The 16,056-nt window shown below is 70.3% G+C and carries 14 protein-coding genes; 12 read left to right on the top strand and 2 right to left on the bottom strand.

Annotation, left to right across the window (positions count from 1 at the left end):
* Positions 1 to 55: 55 nt before the first annotated feature.
* The 12 genes from AC067Z_RS26500 (at position 56) to AC067Z_RS26445 (ending at position 14,177) form a co-directional block, all read left to right on the top strand.
* Positions 56 to 1,372: a DUF6716 putative glycosyltransferase gene (locus AC067Z_RS26500; protein WP_478792106.1), complete on the top strand. Its 1,317-nt coding sequence runs from the start codon at positions 56 to 58 to the stop codon at positions 1,370 to 1,372.
* Positions 1,373 to 1,413: 41 nt separating this feature from the next.
* Positions 1,414 to 2,688: a cytidylyltransferase domain-containing protein gene (locus AC067Z_RS26495; protein ID WP_478792105.1), complete on the top strand. Its 1,275-nt coding sequence runs from the start codon at positions 1,414 to 1,416 to the stop codon at positions 2,686 to 2,688.
* 14 nt (positions 2,689 to 2,702) lie between these two features.
* Positions 2,703 to 3,626, top strand: a complete 924-nt coding sequence (locus tag AC067Z_RS26490) for an N-acetylneuraminate synthase family protein (protein WP_478792104.1) — start codon at positions 2,703 to 2,705, stop codon at positions 3,624 to 3,626.
* Positions 3,627 to 3,803: 177 nt separating this feature from the next.
* Positions 3,804 to 4,832 carry a hypothetical protein gene (locus AC067Z_RS26485; RefSeq protein ID WP_478792103.1) on the top strand — a complete coding sequence of 343 codons (1,029 nt, stop codon included), beginning with the start codon at positions 3,804 to 3,806 and terminating at the stop codon, positions 4,830 to 4,832.
* Positions 4,833 to 5,008: 176 nt separating this feature from the next.
* Positions 5,009 to 6,283, top strand: coding sequence for an amidohydrolase (locus tag AC067Z_RS26480; protein ID WP_478792187.1), 1,275 nt, complete (start codon positions 5,009 to 5,011; stop codon positions 6,281 to 6,283).
* A gap of 280 nt (positions 6,284 to 6,563) precedes the next feature.
* A complete protein-coding gene (locus AC067Z_RS26475; protein WP_478792102.1) occupies positions 6,564 to 7,613 on the top strand; it encodes a BMP family lipoprotein in 1,050 nt (349 codons plus the stop codon).
* Between the two features lie 291 nt (positions 7,614 to 7,904).
* Positions 7,905 to 9,449, top strand: a complete 1,545-nt coding sequence (locus AC067Z_RS26470) for an ABC transporter ATP-binding protein (protein WP_478792101.1) — start codon at positions 7,905 to 7,907, stop codon at positions 9,447 to 9,449.
* The gene (locus tag AC067Z_RS26465; protein ID WP_478792100.1) at positions 9,446 to 10,555 is read left to right on the top strand and encodes an ABC transporter permease; all 1,110 of its coding nucleotides are present in this window, start codon (positions 9,446 to 9,448) and stop codon (positions 10,553 to 10,555) included. Before AC067Z_RS26470 ends, AC067Z_RS26465 begins: the two co-directional genes overlap by 4 nt.
* A 91-nt stretch (positions 10,556 to 10,646) precedes the next feature.
* Positions 10,647 to 11,918, top strand: a complete 1,272-nt coding sequence (locus AC067Z_RS26460; protein WP_478792099.1) for an ABC transporter permease — start codon at positions 10,647 to 10,649, stop codon at positions 11,916 to 11,918.
* Entirely contained in the window at positions 11,915 to 12,325 is a 411-nt protein-coding gene (locus AC067Z_RS26455; protein WP_478792098.1) for a cytidine deaminase, read from the top strand. The genes AC067Z_RS26460 and AC067Z_RS26455 overlap by 4 nt, the downstream gene beginning before the upstream one ends.
* Positions 12,326 to 12,436: 111 nt before the next feature.
* Positions 12,437 to 13,714: a thymidine phosphorylase gene (locus AC067Z_RS26450; RefSeq protein ID WP_478792097.1), complete on the top strand. Its 1,278-nt coding sequence runs from the start codon at positions 12,437 to 12,439 to the stop codon at positions 13,712 to 13,714.
* A 103-nt stretch (positions 13,715 to 13,817) separates the two neighbouring features.
* Positions 13,818 to 14,177: an STAS domain-containing protein gene (locus AC067Z_RS26445; RefSeq protein ID WP_478792096.1), complete on the top strand. Its 360-nt coding sequence runs from the start codon at positions 13,818 to 13,820 to the stop codon at positions 14,175 to 14,177.
* An 8-nt stretch (positions 14,178 to 14,185) separates the two neighbouring features.
* On the opposite strand, the gene AC067Z_RS26440 is transcribed toward AC067Z_RS26445, so the two are convergent.
* Both AC067Z_RS26440 and AC067Z_RS26435 read right to left on the bottom strand, forming a co-directional pair.
* Positions 14,186 to 15,208, bottom strand: a complete 1,023-nt coding sequence (locus AC067Z_RS26440) for a sigma-70 family RNA polymerase sigma factor (RefSeq protein WP_478792095.1) — start codon at positions 15,206 to 15,208, stop codon at positions 14,186 to 14,188.
* Positions 15,209 to 15,345: 137 nt separating this feature from the next.
* A complete protein-coding gene (locus AC067Z_RS26435; RefSeq protein WP_478792094.1) occupies positions 15,346 to 16,044 on the bottom strand; it encodes a L,D-transpeptidase family protein in 699 nt (232 codons plus the stop codon).
* Positions 16,045 to 16,056: the final 12 nt, after the last annotated feature.

The following is a 16,056-nucleotide window of genomic DNA, read 5'->3' as shown; positions in this document are numbered from 1 at the left end:
CGTTGTTGCGGCTGAGTTGGGCCGTGAAACGAAATGCCTTCCTAGCGTCCTCGACGTGCCAACACGTACCAGTGAGGCCGTACGGGTAGCCGTACTGGCCGACTCCGACACCCGGTGGAAATGGGGTGCGCTCACCGCGCGCCGCATCGCCCCGAGCACCTCCGTCGAGCTGAGCGGATTCCTGCTGCGCGGCCGGGCCACTCCGACGGCCCGCCAGCTCGCCGAGGTGGGTGTGCGCGCCGACGCGCTGCGCGAGGTGACGGGGAACGACTTCCTGCGGGAGGTCAAGGACGGTTCGTACGACATCGTTGTACTCGCGCTGGTCGGAGGCGGAGTGCAGGCCATGCTGCACGGCCTTGCCGCGCTCGGCATGGAGCGCCGGCCCGTCGTCGTCACCGGCTACGTCGGCGTCGTCTACGAGAAGCTCGCCGACGGTCTGCTGCTGCGCCACGGAGCAGACGTCGTCCTCGCCAACTCCCGCCACGACGCGGACCGTTTCCGCGCCGTGTACGAGGGGGTCGGCGCCGACGCGTCGGCCGTCACGGAAGCCGCACTGCCCTTCCTCGGCGGCGCGTCGTACGAGGCGGAGGAGGGCCGCGACACCGTCGTCTTCGCCGTCCAGCCCTCCGTGCCCGACAGCCGCGCCGACCGTGCCTATCTGCTGCGCCGCCTCGTGGAGCACGCCCGGCTGCACCCCCGGCGCGAGGTGCTGCTCAAGCTGCGCTCGCGGCCCGGCGAGCACACCACGCACCTCGAAGAGGTGCCGTACCAGAAGCTGGCGGAGAAGCTGCCCGGCGGCCTGCCGCCCAACTTCCGCCTCGTGTACGGGAACATGGGCGACGTCCTGGACCGGACGGACCTCCTGGTCACCGTGTCCTCGACCGCCGCGCTCGAATCGCTGCACCGCGGCATCCCCACCGCCGTCCTCAGCGACCTCGGCGTCCGCGAGGTGCTCGGCAACCACCACTTCCTCGGCTCGGGCCTCCTGACCTCCTGGGACCGGCTCGACGGCGGCCACCGCCCGACCCCCAACCCCGACTGGCTGGCCCGTCAGGGCGTCGCCGCGGACGGGTCGTACGACAACGCCTTCGACAACGCCCGCGCGCGGGTCGCCGAACTGCTGCTCGCCCCCGGACTCGGGCCCGTCGAGCCGTACTACACACCGAGCACCGCGCCCGGCTATCTGCCGAACATCCTCGCCCGCCACCATCTCGCCCCCGACGGCACGCCGCTGACCGGCGTGGCCCCCAGGACCGAGGTCACGGGCGTACGGCGAGTGGTGCGCGACGCGGTCCGCGAGGCCGCCCGCGGCGCCTACCGCCACGGCGTCCAGCGCGTCGCCCCCGTCATCCGCCGGATGGGCGAGCTGTGACCGCCCCGACCCCCCTGCAACCGCCCCCTTCAGGAGCCCCGATGACCGTACTCGCCGTGATCCCCGCCCGGGGCGGATCCAAGGGCGTCCCGGCCAAGAACCTGGCACCCGTTGCCGGTGTGCCGCTCGTCGCGCGCGCCGTCAGGGCCTGCCTCGACGCCCCGCTGATCACCCATGTCGCCGTCTCCACCGACGACGCCGACATCGCGGCCGCCGCGCGCAGGGCCGGCGCCGAGGTCGTGCAGCGGCCCGCCGCGATCGCCGGTGACACCGCGACCAGCGAGTCCGCCGTCCTGCACGCCATGGACGCGCACGAGGCGGTGTACGGCTCACCCGTCGACGTGGTGCTGCTCGTCCAGTGCACCAGCCCGTTCATCGTCCGCGAGGACATCGAGGGCGTCGCCCGCGCCGTCGTCGAGGACGGCGCGGACAGCGCGGTGACGGTCGCGCCCTTCCACGGCTTCGTCTGGCGGGAGAACGACACCGCGGGTGCCCCCGGCGAGCGGGCCGAGCAGGCCGTCGGCTCCACCGCGGTCCTCACCGCCACCGCCACCGCGGCAGGTTCCGGATACGGCGTCAACCACGACTCGTCCTTCCGGCCCCGCCGCCAGGACCGCCCGCAGGACTTCCTGGAGACCGGTGCCGCGTACGCGATGCGGGCATCCGGATTCCGCGAGTCCGGGCATCGCTTCTTCGGCCGCACCGCCCTGGTGCGCACCGACCCCGCCCGTGTCCTCGAGGTCGACGACCCGCACGAACTGGCCCGCGCCCGGGCCCTCGCGCCGCTGCTCGACGCGACCGCGCTGCCCGCCCGCGAGGACATCGACGCGGTCGTGCTCGACTTCGACGGCACCCAGACCGACGACCGCGTCCTCATCGACGCGGACGGCCGCGAGATCGTCGCCGTCCACCGCGGTGACGGCCTCGGCGTCGCCCATCTGCGCAAGGCCGGACTGGAACTGCTGATCCTGTCCACCGAGCAGAACCCGGTCGTCGCCGCCCGCGCCCGAAAGCTCCGGATCCCCGTCCTGCACGGAATCGACCGCAAGGACCTCGCACTCAAGCAGTGGTGCGAGGAGCAGGGGATCGCGCCCGAGCGCGTGCTCTACGTCGGCAACGACGTCAACGACCTCCCGTGCTTCCACCTCGTCGGCTGGCCCGTGGCCGTCGCGAGCGCGCACGACTCCGTACGGGCCGCCGCGCGGGCTGTCACCGCCAAACCCGGTGGCGAGGGCGCGATCCGCGAGATCGCCGCCTGGCTTCTCGGCCCGCACCTCAACACCCCTGAAACCACCCCCCTGTCCCCCAAGAAGTAAAGGAAATACCCCCCATGAGCACGTCCCGTCTGCGCACCCTCGGCAGCAAGACCGCCGGCCCCGGCCACCCCGTGTACATCACTGGTGAGATCGGCATCAACCACAACGGCGACCTGGAGAACGCGTTCAAGCTCATCGACGCCGCCGCCGACGCCGGCTGCGACGCGGTCAAGTTCCAGAAGCGCACCCCCGAGATCTGCACCCCCCGCGACCAGTGGGACATCGAGCGCGACACCCCCTGGGGCCGGATGACGTACATCGACTACCGCCACCGCGTCGAGTTCGGCGAGGACGAGTACCGCCAGATCGACGAGCACTGCAAGAAGCGCGGCATCGACTGGTTCGCCTCCCCGTGGGACACCGAGGCCGTCGCGTTCCTGGAGAAGTTCGACGTCCCCGCCCACAAGGTCGCCTCCGCGTCGCTCACCGACGACGAGCTGCTGCGCGCCCTGCGCGCCACGAACCGCACGATCATCCTGTCGACGGGCATGTCCACCCCGAAGCAGATCCGCCACGCGGTCGAGGTCCTGGGCAGCGACAACATCCTGCTGTGCCACGCCACCTCGACGTACCCGGCGAAGGCCGAGGAGCTCAACCTGCGCGTCATCAACACCCTGCAGGCCGAGTACCCGAACGTGCCGATCGGCTACTCCGGCCACGAGACCGGTCTGCAGACCACCCTCGCCGCCGTCGCCCTCGGCGCCGCGTTCGTCGAGCGCCACATCACCCTCGACCGCGCCATGTGGGGCTCCGACCAGGCTGCCTCCGTGGAGCCGCAGGGCCTGACCCGTCTCGTCCGTGACATCCGCGTCGTCGAGGAGTCCCTCGGTGACGGCGTCAAGAAGGTCTACGAGAGCGAGCTCGGCCCGATGAAGAAGCTGCGCCGCGTCGCCGGCGTCGTCGCCGAGGCGGACGAGCGTGAGCCTGCCGCGGTCTGACGAGCGGGCCCGCGCCGCCCGGACCCGGTACCGCGTTCCGTGCGGTGCCCCCGGCTGCGGGAAGCGGCGGTGTGGGGAGACGCCACCACGCGGTGGCGTCGCCCCACACCGCGCCCCGCATCGGGTCACCCACGCCCCGCAATCCCTGGCCCGCCCGGAATCACGAGGTGACACCCAGTGAATCTCGCCTTCGTCGAGAGTCCGGTCCAGCTCCTGAACATCCTGGAGTGGGCACACGCCGCCAGGACTCCAGCCGCCGACCTCACCGTGGTCGTCCTGTCGCCGACCGACCCCATGTCGCGGGGACAGCTGCGCCGCATGGCGGAGCTGGCCCGCGACGAAGGGTTCGCCGTCCGCTGGCAGGAGGCCCGCGGCGGCGCCGGGGCGCCCCTGCGGACCATCCGCGAGCTCGGCCCGATACTGCGCCGTGCCGAGCGGATCGTGATCGGGGACCCGTTCTCCCGTTACGTACAGCTGCTGCTGACCCTCGTCGGCGGCAAGGACCTGACCGTGGTGGACGACGGCACGGCGACCATGGAGTTCGTCGCGCAGGTCGCCCGGGGCGAGCAGCTGGTGCGTTGGCACCGGCGCGGCGGGCGCCGCGGGCCGCGTGAGCTGGTGCTCGCACCGGTGACGTTCCTGGCGCGGCGCAGGCTCACCCCGTCGAGGGCCCGCACCGTCGAGGTCTTCACCTCGATGCCGGTGGAGCCGCCGCCGGGGATCAGGGTGACGGTGAACGACTTCGCGTGGACGCGCGCGCGTTTCGGTCCGCCGACCCTCACCCGCGGAGCCGACATGGTCGGCACGTCGCTGGTCGAGACGGGGGTGGTGGACCTTGAGCAGTACCTGGAGGCGGTCGGTTCGCTCGCCCGCTCCCACGGTGCGACGCGCTATTTCGCCCACCGCAGGGAGAGCGCGGACAAGCTCCACCGGCTCGCCGCGGAGACGGGACTCGAGGTGGTCCGCCCGGACCTCCCGCTGGAGCTGATCGCCCGCCGGGGCCCGATAGGCTCAACGGTGCTCAGTTTTCCGTCGACCGTCGTGCACACCCTGCCGCTGGCCCTGGCCGGCACGGGCATCCAGGTCGCGGTGTGCGACATCGCGCCGGAGTGGCTGCGGGAGAGCGCCTCGCCGCGCGCCCAGGGCTTCCTCGCGGTTGTGACGGGCACGGCCCGGGATGTGCACCGGCTGGCCGCGCCCGTTTGAAGGGGCGGAACGGTGACCGAAAGTCGCCCCGGAAAAAGAGTGGAGTGAGCTTACCCACTACGACTGACGACCATGCGCCTCGGACCAGGTTTTCTTCCCCTATGAGGCTGATCTTTTGTTGATCGCACGGTAGTTGGGGCCCGAAGGGGCATACCCTTCACTGGGTGAACCAGTTGATGTCCCGCGATTCAGAAGAAGCCGAACAGCCCGGCGCAGACGCGGCCCCCCTCATGGGCGGCGTACCGGGCGACGCGGCGCTGCCCGGCCGGCTGTCCGAATCCCTGCGTACGGAGCTGATCGCCTTCCGGCGCGACCTCCACATGCATCCCGAACTCGGCAACCAGGAGTTCCGGACCACCGCCGCGATCAAGGACCGCCTGGAAAAGGCGGGCCTGCGGCCGCGTGTGCTCTCCATGGGCACCGGCCTCATCTGCGACATCGGCACCGGCTCCGCCCTGGCGCAGGGCAAGCCGCTGTTCGCGATCCGCGCCGACATCGACGCACTCCCCATTCCCGACACCAAGACCGGGGTGCCCTACCGCTCCACCGTGCCCGACCGGGCCCACGCCTGCGGTCACGACGTCCACACCACCAGCGTCCTGGGCGCCGGGCTGGTGCTGGCCGAGCTGGACCGGCAGGGGCTGCTCACCCAGCCCGTGCGACTGCTCTTCCAGCCCGCGGAGGAGGTGCTGCCCGGCGGTGCGGCGGACGCCATCGTCTCCGGGGTGCTCGAGGGCGTCGGGAAGATCATCGCGGTGCACTGCGACCCTCGGGTCGACGCGGGGTCGATCGGGCTGCGGCCCGGCCCCATCACCTCGGCCTGCGACCGCCTGGAGGTCACACTCGACGGCCCCGGCGGGCACACCGCCCGGCCGCATCTGACGACCGACCTGGTCACGGCCGCGGCGAAGATCGCCACCGAGGTCCCCGCGCTGCTCTCCCGACGGGTCGACTCCCGCTCGGGACTCGCCGTCACCTGGGGTCGTATCGAGGCGGGCCACGCCCCCAACGTCATCCCGCAGCACGCCGAACTCTCCGGCACGGTCCGCTGCCTGGACCTGGCCGGTTGGCGTGCCGCCCCGGACCTGGTGCACGCCGCGATCGACGAGATCGCCACCCTGCACCGGGCCAAGTCGCAGATCGACTACATTCGCGGAGTCCCGCCCGTCGTCAACGACCCCGCCGTCACGGAACTGCTGCGCGACGCGCATGCCGCGCGGCGCGGCGTGTATGCGATCGAGGACACCGAACAGAGCCTCGGCGGCGAGGACTTCTCCTGGTACCTGGAGCACGTGCCCGGCGCGATGGCCCGGCTCGGCGTGCGTACGCCGGGTGACACCACCCGTCGTGACCTGCACAGGGGCGACTTCGACGTCGACGAGGAAGCCATCACGGCCGGCGTCGAGCTGTTCACCGCCGCGGCGCTGCTGGACGGCCTGCAGGCGCAGTGAAGTTCTCCCGGGTCTGGTTGCCGTGCGCGGCCGGACCCGGGAGCGTACGGTGCCAGGCATGGGTACGGCCCGGGCGACACCGGCGCGCAGCCCGCGCGACACGCCGGGGCACGGCCGGGAGCACGGCCGCCCTGCCGCGCCGCACAAGGCGCGTGGCTCGTTCGCGACGATCCGATAACGACTGATGAACGGGTCTTTAACTGACATCTACGCGCGTTACGATCGCCGCGAACCCAGCGCCGGAAGTGGCGCTTTCGGTCAGGTTTAAAGGAGCCTCCCAGTGCGCCGGATCACCAGGATCGCCACCGCGGGCATTGCGTCCGCGGCTCTCGCACTGTCTGTCACCGCGTGTGGCAGCGACTCGTCGTCCAGCGCAGGATCGGACGACAACGGCGGCAAGGCCGCCATTGCCTACGACATCGGTGGCCGCGGCGACCAGTCGTTCAACGACGCCGCCTTCGCCGGTCTGGAAAAGGCCGAGAAGGAACTCGACATCACGGGCACCGAGCAGGAGCCCACCGAGGGCGAAGGTGACCCGGACAAGGTCCAGCGGCTCACCGCCCTGGCCCGTGCCGGCAACAACCCGGTGATCGGCGTCGGCTTCGCCTACGCGCCGGCCATCGCCGAGGTCGCCCCGAAGTTCCCGAAGGTCACCTTCGGGCTCATCGACGACACGTCGAAGACCGGCCCCAACATCGCCAACCTGGTCTTCAACGAGGAGCAGGGCTCCTACCTGGCCGGCGTCGCCGCCGCCAAGGTGACCAAGTCCAAGACCGTCGGCTTCATCGGCGGTGTCGAGACCCCGCTGATCAAGAAGTTCGAGGCGGGCTTCGTCCAGGGCGTCAAGGACACCAACAAGGACGTCAACGTCAAGGTCCAGTACCTGACGCAGCCGCCGGACTTCGGTGGCTTCTCCAAGCCCGACCTCGGCAAGGCCGCCGCGGAGGGCCAGCTGGACGCGGGCGCCGACGTGATCTACGCCGCCGCCGGTCTCGCCGGTGCCGGCGCCATCGAGGCGACCGCCAAGGCGGGCAAGTGGGCCATCGGCGTCGACTCCGACCAGTACAACCAGAAGGGTCTTGCCGCCTACAAGGACAGGATCCTGACCTCGGTGACCAAGAACGTCTCGGGCGCCGTGTTCAACCTGATCAAGTCGGTCCAGGACGGCAAGCCGCAGAACGGTGAGGTCCGCTACGGCCTCGAGGACAACGGCGTGGGTCTGGCCACCTCCAACCCGGCCTTCACCGAGATGACCGATGTCATCGCCGCGGTCGACAAGGCCAAGGCCGACATCACCGCCGGCAAGATCAAGGTCGACACGGCTCCGTAACCCGGTCTCCGATCGAGGCGTTCGGACCACGGTCCGGGGCCCGCGGCGCGCGACGAACAGTCGCCGCTGCGGGGCCCGGGCCGAGTTATGGCCATCGGTTTTTGCTCTTCGGCATTGCTACGCGCGTAGATACCTCTCCGGCGCGATAACTTCGCCCCCAACCCCTGCCCGCCGAGCTCCGCCTTCCCGCCTGCCCGACAGCAGCTCCCGCGCCTGCCCCCGGGCTCCCTTTCCCGCCAAGGAGAGTGCGTCATCAACGCGTCCAGTTCGTCACCGCCGTCGGCTGCTGCCGTGGAACTGCGCGGCATCACCAAGCGCTTCCCCGGCGTCGTCGCCAATCACGACATCGACATCACCGTCCGCAAGGGCAGTGTCCACGCCCTCGTGGGTGAGAACGGCGCCGGCAAGTCGACGCTGATGAAGATCCTCTACGGCATGCAGAAGCCGGACGAGGGCACCATCACCGTCGACGGCAACCAGGTCACGTTCTCCAGCCCCGCCGACGCCATTGCCCGCGGCATCGGCATGGTCCACCAGCACTTCATGCTGGCCGACAACCTCACCGTGCTGGAGAACGTCGTCCTCGGGGGCGAGAAGCTGTACGGCATCGGCTCCCGCGCCCGCAAGAAGATCCAGGAGATCTCCGACGCCTACGGCCTCGGGGTCCGCCCCGACGTCCTCGTCGAGCAGCTCGGCGTCGCCGACCGCCAGCGCGTCGAGATCCTCAAGGTCCTCTACCGCGGCGCCCGCACCCTGATCCTCGACGAGCCGACCGCCGTGCTCGTCCCGCAGGAGGTCGACGCGCTCTTCGACAACCTTCGCGAGCTCAAGGCCGAGGGCCTGACGGTCATCTTCATCTCCCACAAGCTGGGCGAGGTGCTGTCGGTCGCCGACGAGATCACCGTGATCCGGCGCGGCACCACCGTCGGCACCGCCGACCCGAGGACCACCACGACCAAGCAGCTCGCCGAGCTGATGGTCGGCAGCGAGCTGCCCTCGCCGGAGACCCGCGAGTCGACCGTCACCGACGTCCCGATGCTGAAGGTCGACGGCCTCAGGCTCACCGAGACCGACCCCGACGGCGTCGTCCGCGAGGTCCTCGCCGGTATCGGCTTCACCATCCACAAGGGTGAGGTCATGGGCATCGCCGGCGTCGAGGGCAACGGCCAGACCGAGCTCATCGAGGCACTGATCGGCCTGCGCATCCCCGACGGCGGCGTCATCACCCTCGACACCGCCGACATCTCCACCGCGCCCACCCGCAAGCGGCGCGAGGGCGGCATCGGCTACATCCCCGAGGACCGCCACCGGCACGGGCTGCTGCTGGAGTCCCCGCTGTGGGAGAACCGCATCCTCGGCCATGTCACCGAGCGGCCCAACAGCAAGAAGGGCCTGCTCGACCTCCGGGCGGCCCGCAAGGACACCGAGCGCATCGTCCGCGAGTACGACGTCCGCACCCCCGGCATCGAGGTCACCGCGGCCTCCCTCTCGGGCGGCAACCAACAGAAGCTGATCGTCGGCCGCGAGATGAGCCACGCGCCCAAGCTGCTGATCGCCGCCCACCCGACCCGCGGTGTGGACGTCGGCGCACAGGCCCAGATCTGGGACCAGATCCGGGAGGCGCGCCGCGAGGGCCTGGCCGTCCTGCTGATCTCCGCCGACCTGGACGAGCTCATCGGGCTCTCCGACACCCTGCGGGTGATGTACCGGGGCCGGCTGGTCGCGGACGCGGACCCCGCCACAATCACCCCCGAGGAGCTGGGCTCTGCCATGACCGGCGCTGCCACCGGACACCTCGAAGCACCCGAGCAGCCTGAGAACGGTGAGGGCCGATGAAGAAGTTCGACAAGGACCGGCTGATCCTGGCCCTGGCCGGCCCGGTGCTCGCGCTGGTCGTGGCCTTCCTGCTCACGTCCGTGGTGCTGCTCCTCTCGGACCGCAGCCCCTTCGAGCCGTACGTGCTCATGGCGAAGCAGCTCGAGTTCACCGATGTCCAGGTGCTGATCATCAATCAGACCGGCATCTACTACCTCGCCGCGCTCGCCGTCGCCATCGGCTTCCGGATGAACCTGTTCAACATCGGTGTCGACGGCCAGTACCGCCTCGCGGTCATGCTCGCCGCCGTCGTCGGTGCCGCGGTCGAGCTGCCCGGCCCGCTGCACATCCTGCTGATCGTGGTCGTCGCCATGGCCGTCGGTGCCTTCTGGGCCGGTATCGCGGGTGTCCTCAAGACGACCCGCGGCGTCAGCGAGGTCGTCTCCACGATCATGCTGAACGCCATCGCGACCAGCCTGATCGCCTGGATGATCCTGCCGAAGAACCTCGGCGTGCAGCCGGAGGGCTCCAACGACCTGACGACCGGTGAGATCGCCGAGTCCGGCTGGTTCCCCGGCGTCGACACGGGCGACGGCGGGTTCATCTACGGCTTCACATTTGTCGCCTTCGCGCTGGGACTCGTCTACTGGTTCGTCCTCAACCGCACCCGCTTCGGCTTCGACCTGCGCGCCACCGGTGCCAGTGAGTCCGCCGCCCAGGCGAGCGGCGTCGACTCCAAGAAGATGATCCTCACCGCGATGCTGATCTCCGGTGCGGTCGCCGGTCTGGCAGGTATGCCGATGCTGCTGGGCCAGACCCACACCTACAGCCTCAGCTTCCCCGTCGGTGTCGGCTTCACCGGCATCACGATCGCCCTGCTGGGCCGCAACAACCCGATCGGCATCTTCTTCGCGGCCCTGCTCGTCGCCTTCCTCGACAAGACGGCCGAGGGCCTCGCGCTGGAGGGCTACGAGAAGGAGATCGCCACGATCATGCAGGGCCTGATCGTGATCGCGGTCGTCGTGTCCTACGAACTCGTCCGCCAGTACGGGCTGCGCCGTCAGCAGCAGAAGGTCGGCGAGGAACTTGCCGCCCAGGCCAAGAAGAAGCAGGAGGTCGTCCTGTGAGCGACGCACGCGCGGCCGCCGGGCCGCAGACGAACACGAAAGCCGCGCCTCTGCGCCGCGCGGGCGGAGAAGCAAGCGGAAAGAGGACGGCATGACCGAGTCCACGAGCACGGTCTCGATGGCGAGCACCGCGCCCAAGAAGGGCGGCGGCCGCCGCAAACTGTCCCTGCCCGTGATCCTGCTGATCATCGCGGGCGGCCTGGTGCTGTTCTCGGTGGTCCGGCTGATCAGCGGTGCCAACGACCTCACCTCCGTGGGCCAGGTCTCCGGTGCCCTCCAGCTCGCCGTGCCCATCGGCCTCGCCGGCCTCGGCGGCCTCTGGGCGGAACGGGCCGGTGTGATCAACATCGGCCTCGAGGGCATGATGATCCTCGGCACCTGGTTCGGCGCATGGGCCGGCTACCAGTGGGGGCCGTGGACCGGTGTGCTGGTCGGTATCGCAGGCGGCGCCCTCGGCGGCGCGCTGCACGCGCTGATGACGGTGACGTTCAACGTCAACCACATCGTCTCCGGTGTGGCCATCACCATCCTGGCCACCGGGCTGACCCGGTACCTGTCGAACTTCACCTTCGCCAACGCCGAGGGCGGCTCGTCCAAGCAGTCGCCGCGCATCGAACAGATCGACCGGATCACGATCCCGGGACTGTCCGACTGGCTCGCGGATGTGCAGGGCAGGCACTGGTTCTTCGTCTCGGACCTGGCCGGTGTGCTGGGCGGCCTGATCACCAACCTGTCGCTTCTGACGGTCGTGGCGCTGCTGCTGGTCCCCGGCACCTGGTGGGTGCTGTGGCGCACGTCCTTCGGCCTGCGGCTGCGGTCCTGCGGCGAGAACCCGATCGCCGCCGAGTCCCTCGGTGTCAACGTCTACAAGTACAAGTACATCGCCGTCATCGTCTCCGGTGGGCTCGCCGGCCTCGGCGGTGCCTTCCTCGCCATCGTCTCCACCGGCATCTACCAGGAGGGTCAGACCGGCGGCCGCGGCTACATCGGTCTCGCCGCCATGATCTTCGGCAACTGGATGCCGGGCGGTATGGCGCTGGGCGCCGGTCTCTTCGGCTTCACCGACAGCCTCAAGCTGCGTGGCGGCGCCGAGAACGTCCACGCGATGCTCCTGCTGCTGGCGATCCTGCTCGTGCTGGTGTTCGCCTGGCAGCTGTACAAGAAGAAGCACTGGCAGGCCGCGATCTGCCTCGCCGTGGCGGCGGGGCTGTTCGCCTGGTACTCGCTGACCGACGCGCTGCCGAGCCAATTCGTCGACGCCGCGCCGTACGTCACCACGCTGCTCGTCCTCGCGCTGTCCGCGCAGCGGCTGCGCCCGCCGAAGGCGGACGGTCTGCCGTACAAGAGGGGTCAGGGCAAGTGACGACTCCGGCCCCGGTCCGGAAGCCGGCCGACTGGGAAGCGCTGCGGGAGCGGGCGCGCGAGGCCATGTCGCACGCGTACGCGCCCTACTCGGGCTACCCCGTCGGTGCGGCGGCCCTCGTCGACGACGGCCGTACGGTCACCGGCTGCAATGTCGAGAACGCGTCGTACGGGCTCGGACTGTGCGCCGAGTGCGGGCTCGTCTCGCAGCTTCAGGCGACCGGCGGCGGACGCCTGACGCACTTCACGTGCGTGGACGGCCGGGGCGAAACCCTCGTGCCGTGCGGCCGGTGCCGTCAGCTGCTGTCCGAGTTCGGCGGGCCGGATCTGCTGCTGGACACCCCGGGCGGGATCCTGTCGCTGTCCGAGATGCTTCCGCAGGCCTTCGGACCGGCCCATCTCGGGTAACGCACCGATCTTCCGCGGCCCTCCCGTTCCGGTGGGAGGGCCGCTCCCATACCCTTGTTCTATGCGCGTAGAGCCGCCCTCTGTGCGTGGAACCACTCTGGAGGAAATGCCATGGACGTCATCTCCGTCATCCGCACCAAGCGGGACCGGGGCGCGCTGAGCCCCGAGCAGATCGACTGGGTCATCGACGCCTACACGCGCGGCGAGGTCGCCGACGAGCAGATGTCGGCCCTGGCGATGGCCATCCTGCTGAACGGGATGGACCGCACGGAGATCGCCCGTTGGACCGCCGCGATGATCGCCAGCGGCGAGCGCATGGACTTCTCCTCGCTGTCCCGGCCGACCTCCGACAAGCACTCCACCGGCGGCGTCGGCGACAAGATCACGCTGCCGCTCGCGCCGCTCGTGGCCGCCTGCGGCGTAGCCGTCCCGCAGCTCTCCGGGCGCGGCCTCGGCCACACCGGCGGAACGCTCGACAAGCTGGAGTCGATCCCCGGCTGGCGCGCCCTGCTCTCCAACGAGGAGATGCTGCACGTCCTCGACACCACCGGCGCGGTCATCTGCGCGGCGGGTGACGGACTGGCCCCCGCCGACAAGAAGCTGTACGCACTGCGCGACGTCACCGGCACCGTCGAGGCCATCCCGCTGATCGCCTCCTCGATCATGTCGAAGAAGATCGCCGAGGGCACCGGCTCGCTCGTCCTCGACGTCAAGGTCGGCACCGGCGCGTTCATGAAGAACATCGAGGACGCCCGCGAACTGGCCTCCACCATGGTCGCGCTGGGCACCGACAGCGGCGTGAAGACGGTCGCCCTGCTCACCGACATGGCCACCCCGCTCGGCCTCACCGCGGGCAACGCGCTCGAGGTCCGCGAGTCGGTCGAGGTCCTGGCCGGCGGCGGCCCCGCGGACGTCGTCGAACTGACCCTCGCGCTCGCCCACGAGATGCTCGACGCGGCCGGCATCAAGGACGCCGACCCGGCGAAGGCGCTCGCGGACGGTTCCGCGATGGACGTCTGGCGCCGGATGATCGCGGCCCAGGGCGGCGACCCGGACGCCAGCCTGCCCGTCGCCCGTGAGCAGCACGTCGTCACGGCGCCCGCATCCGGCGTCCTGACCCAGCTCGACGCCTACGACATCGGCATCGCCGCCTGGCGCCTCGGTGCGGGCCGCGCCCGCAAGGAGGACCGGGTCCAGGCGGGCGCGGGAGTCGAACTGCACGCCAAGCCGGGCGACACGGTGACGGCGGGGCAGCCGCTGCTGACGCTGCACACGGACACGCCGGAGAAGTTCGCCTACGCGCTGAAGTCCCTGGAGGGTGCGTACCACGTGTCCCCGGAGGGCACGGCGTTCACCGCGAACCCGATCGTGCTGGACCGGATCGCCTGACGCGCGATGCCGCCCAGCTCAACGGCGGCCGGTGGGCATCCGCCGGTCCCGTTGAGCCCGGGCGGGCACGCACGTACCGCGCACGCCGATGCACCCTGCGGCGATGAGTTTCCACGGCCTCGGTCGTCTCTTCCATGTGGACGCCATGGAGCCGATCGTCATGCGCATCACCGGGAGGGTCGTCCCGAGTGATGTGCCGCGCCTGTGCGAGCAGTTGAGCACGAGGTTGCGGGACGACGGCCCCGTCCCCGGTGATGTGGTCTGCGACGTGGGCGGACTCGCGCAGCTCAGCCTGGCCGTCATCGACGCCCTCGCCCGCCTCCGGCTCACCGCCCGCCGCCATGGCGCCCGCATCCGGGTGGTGAACGCCGGGCCGGAGCTCACCGCGCTGCTGGAACTGGTGGGGCTGGCGGGTCTGCTGCTCCCGGACCCGGAAGAGGCGGCCGAGCGCCCCAAGCCCTGACCCGCCGGTCAGGACACCTGAGGGCTGTCCTCCTCCACCACCGGCGCGCCCGCCTTGTCCAGCCGCGCAGGCAGGTCGAACAGCGGGAACCAGCGCTTCGTGTCGAGGAAGAAGTCCATCCCGCCGACCTTGCCGTCCGAGAGCTCCAGCACGATCAGCGCCCACGGCTCGTAGCCCTCGCCTTCCTGGCTCGGGTGGTAGTGGGCGAACGCCGGGGCGCCGTTGGCCACCGTCGGGACGAGCTTCGAGCCGCGGCAGACCTCGCCGACGCCGAGCATCCAGCCCACGATGTCGTCGTGGCCGCGCAGCCACAGGTCGTACGGCGGCATGGACATCGTCGCGTCCTCGTGGAGCAGCGCCGTCAGCGCCTTCATGTCGTAGCCCTCGAAGGCCGCGACATAGCGTTCCAGCAGATCGCGCTGCTCCTCGTCGAGCGGGTCCGCCGCGTCCGACTCGGACGGCTCCTGCTCGGCGAGCGTCGCGCGGGCACGCTGCAGCGCACTGTTGACCGAGGCCACCGTCGAGCCAAGCAGCTCGGCCACCTCGCTCGCCTTCCAGGCCAGCACCTCGCGCAGGATCAGCACCGCGCGCTGCTTCGGCGGCAGATGCTGCAGCGCCGCGACGAACGCCAGCCGGATCGTCTCCCGCTCGACCGCCGTCTCCGCCGGGTCCACGACCGACGGCAGCACCCGCCCGTCCGGCACCGGCTCCAGCCAGGTGATCTCCGGACGGGCGTTGAGCTGGGCCTGTGCCACCGGCGTCGGTGCCGTCAGGTCCATCGGACGCGCACGGCGGTTGCCCGCGTTCAGCATGTCCAGGCAGACGTTCGTCGCGATGCGGTACAGCCAGGAGCGCAGCGACGAGCGGCCCTCGAACTTGTCGATGTTCCGCCAGGCGCGGACCATCGTGTCCTGGACCGCGTCCTCGGCCTCGAAGGAGGAGCCGAGCATGCGGTAGCAGTAGCCGGTCAGCTCTCTTCGGTGCTGCTCCAGCTTTGAATCGAGATCCTGCGTCGTTGCGAGGTCACTCATCGGGTCCACCCCTGTCGCCCATCGGCACCGGCGCTTCGAAGCTACCGCAGCCCACTGACAAACAGGCCCGACCTGCAGATTCCGGGACCGTCCGGACTGCTTCCGTGGCACTGTGGAGGGGTGTGTGGCCGACCGGCTCAGGTCCCGGGCTTGCGCCCGTACACGTACACGTCGTCGCCGTTCCTCAGCAGGTTCCAGTATGCCTTCGCGTCGGCGGAGCGCATGTTCACACAGCCGCCGGACCCCGGCGGGTTGTACATGGACTTCGTGGTGGAGTGGAAGGCCTGGCCGCCGTCGAAGAACTGGGAGTACGGCATCCGTACGTTGTAGATCGTCGACCAGTGGTTGATGCTGCGCCAGTAGATCTTCTTGGCGCCGGTACGCGTCTCGGTGCCGTTCTTCCCGGTGCGTACCGGGACGGGCCCGTACTTGAGCGTCTTGCCGTCCTGGATCCAGCTCAGCTGGCGGGTCAGGTCGACGCAGGCGATGCGGCCCTTGTTGGTCGGGCACTTGCCGGCCTTGTTCGGGTTCTTCCCGGCGGCACGCTGCTGGAGCATCGTGTTCATCGTGCGCCAGGTGATCGGGCCCGCGTAGCCGATCGTGGGCGTGATCCCGTGCTTGGACTGGAAGGAACGGATGGCCGAGCAGTCGGCCGCCGACTGACGCCCGTCGACCGGGCGGCCGAGGAACTTCTCCACCTGCTTCTGGTACGGCCCCGTCGACGTCGTGCACGACGCGGCGTGCGCCGGCGCGGCGGCGAGTACGGCGGTCAGCGGCACCAGCAGTCCCGTCAGTCCGAGCGTTATGCCCGCACGACGGCCCCAATTGTCTCTCATGTCCCCCAACTC

It is taken from the genome of Streptomyces sp. NPDC043812, assembly GCF_056436245.1.
The sequence above is the reverse complement of the archived record's forward strand: the minus strand, read 5'-3'. Positions and strand labels throughout refer to the sequence as shown.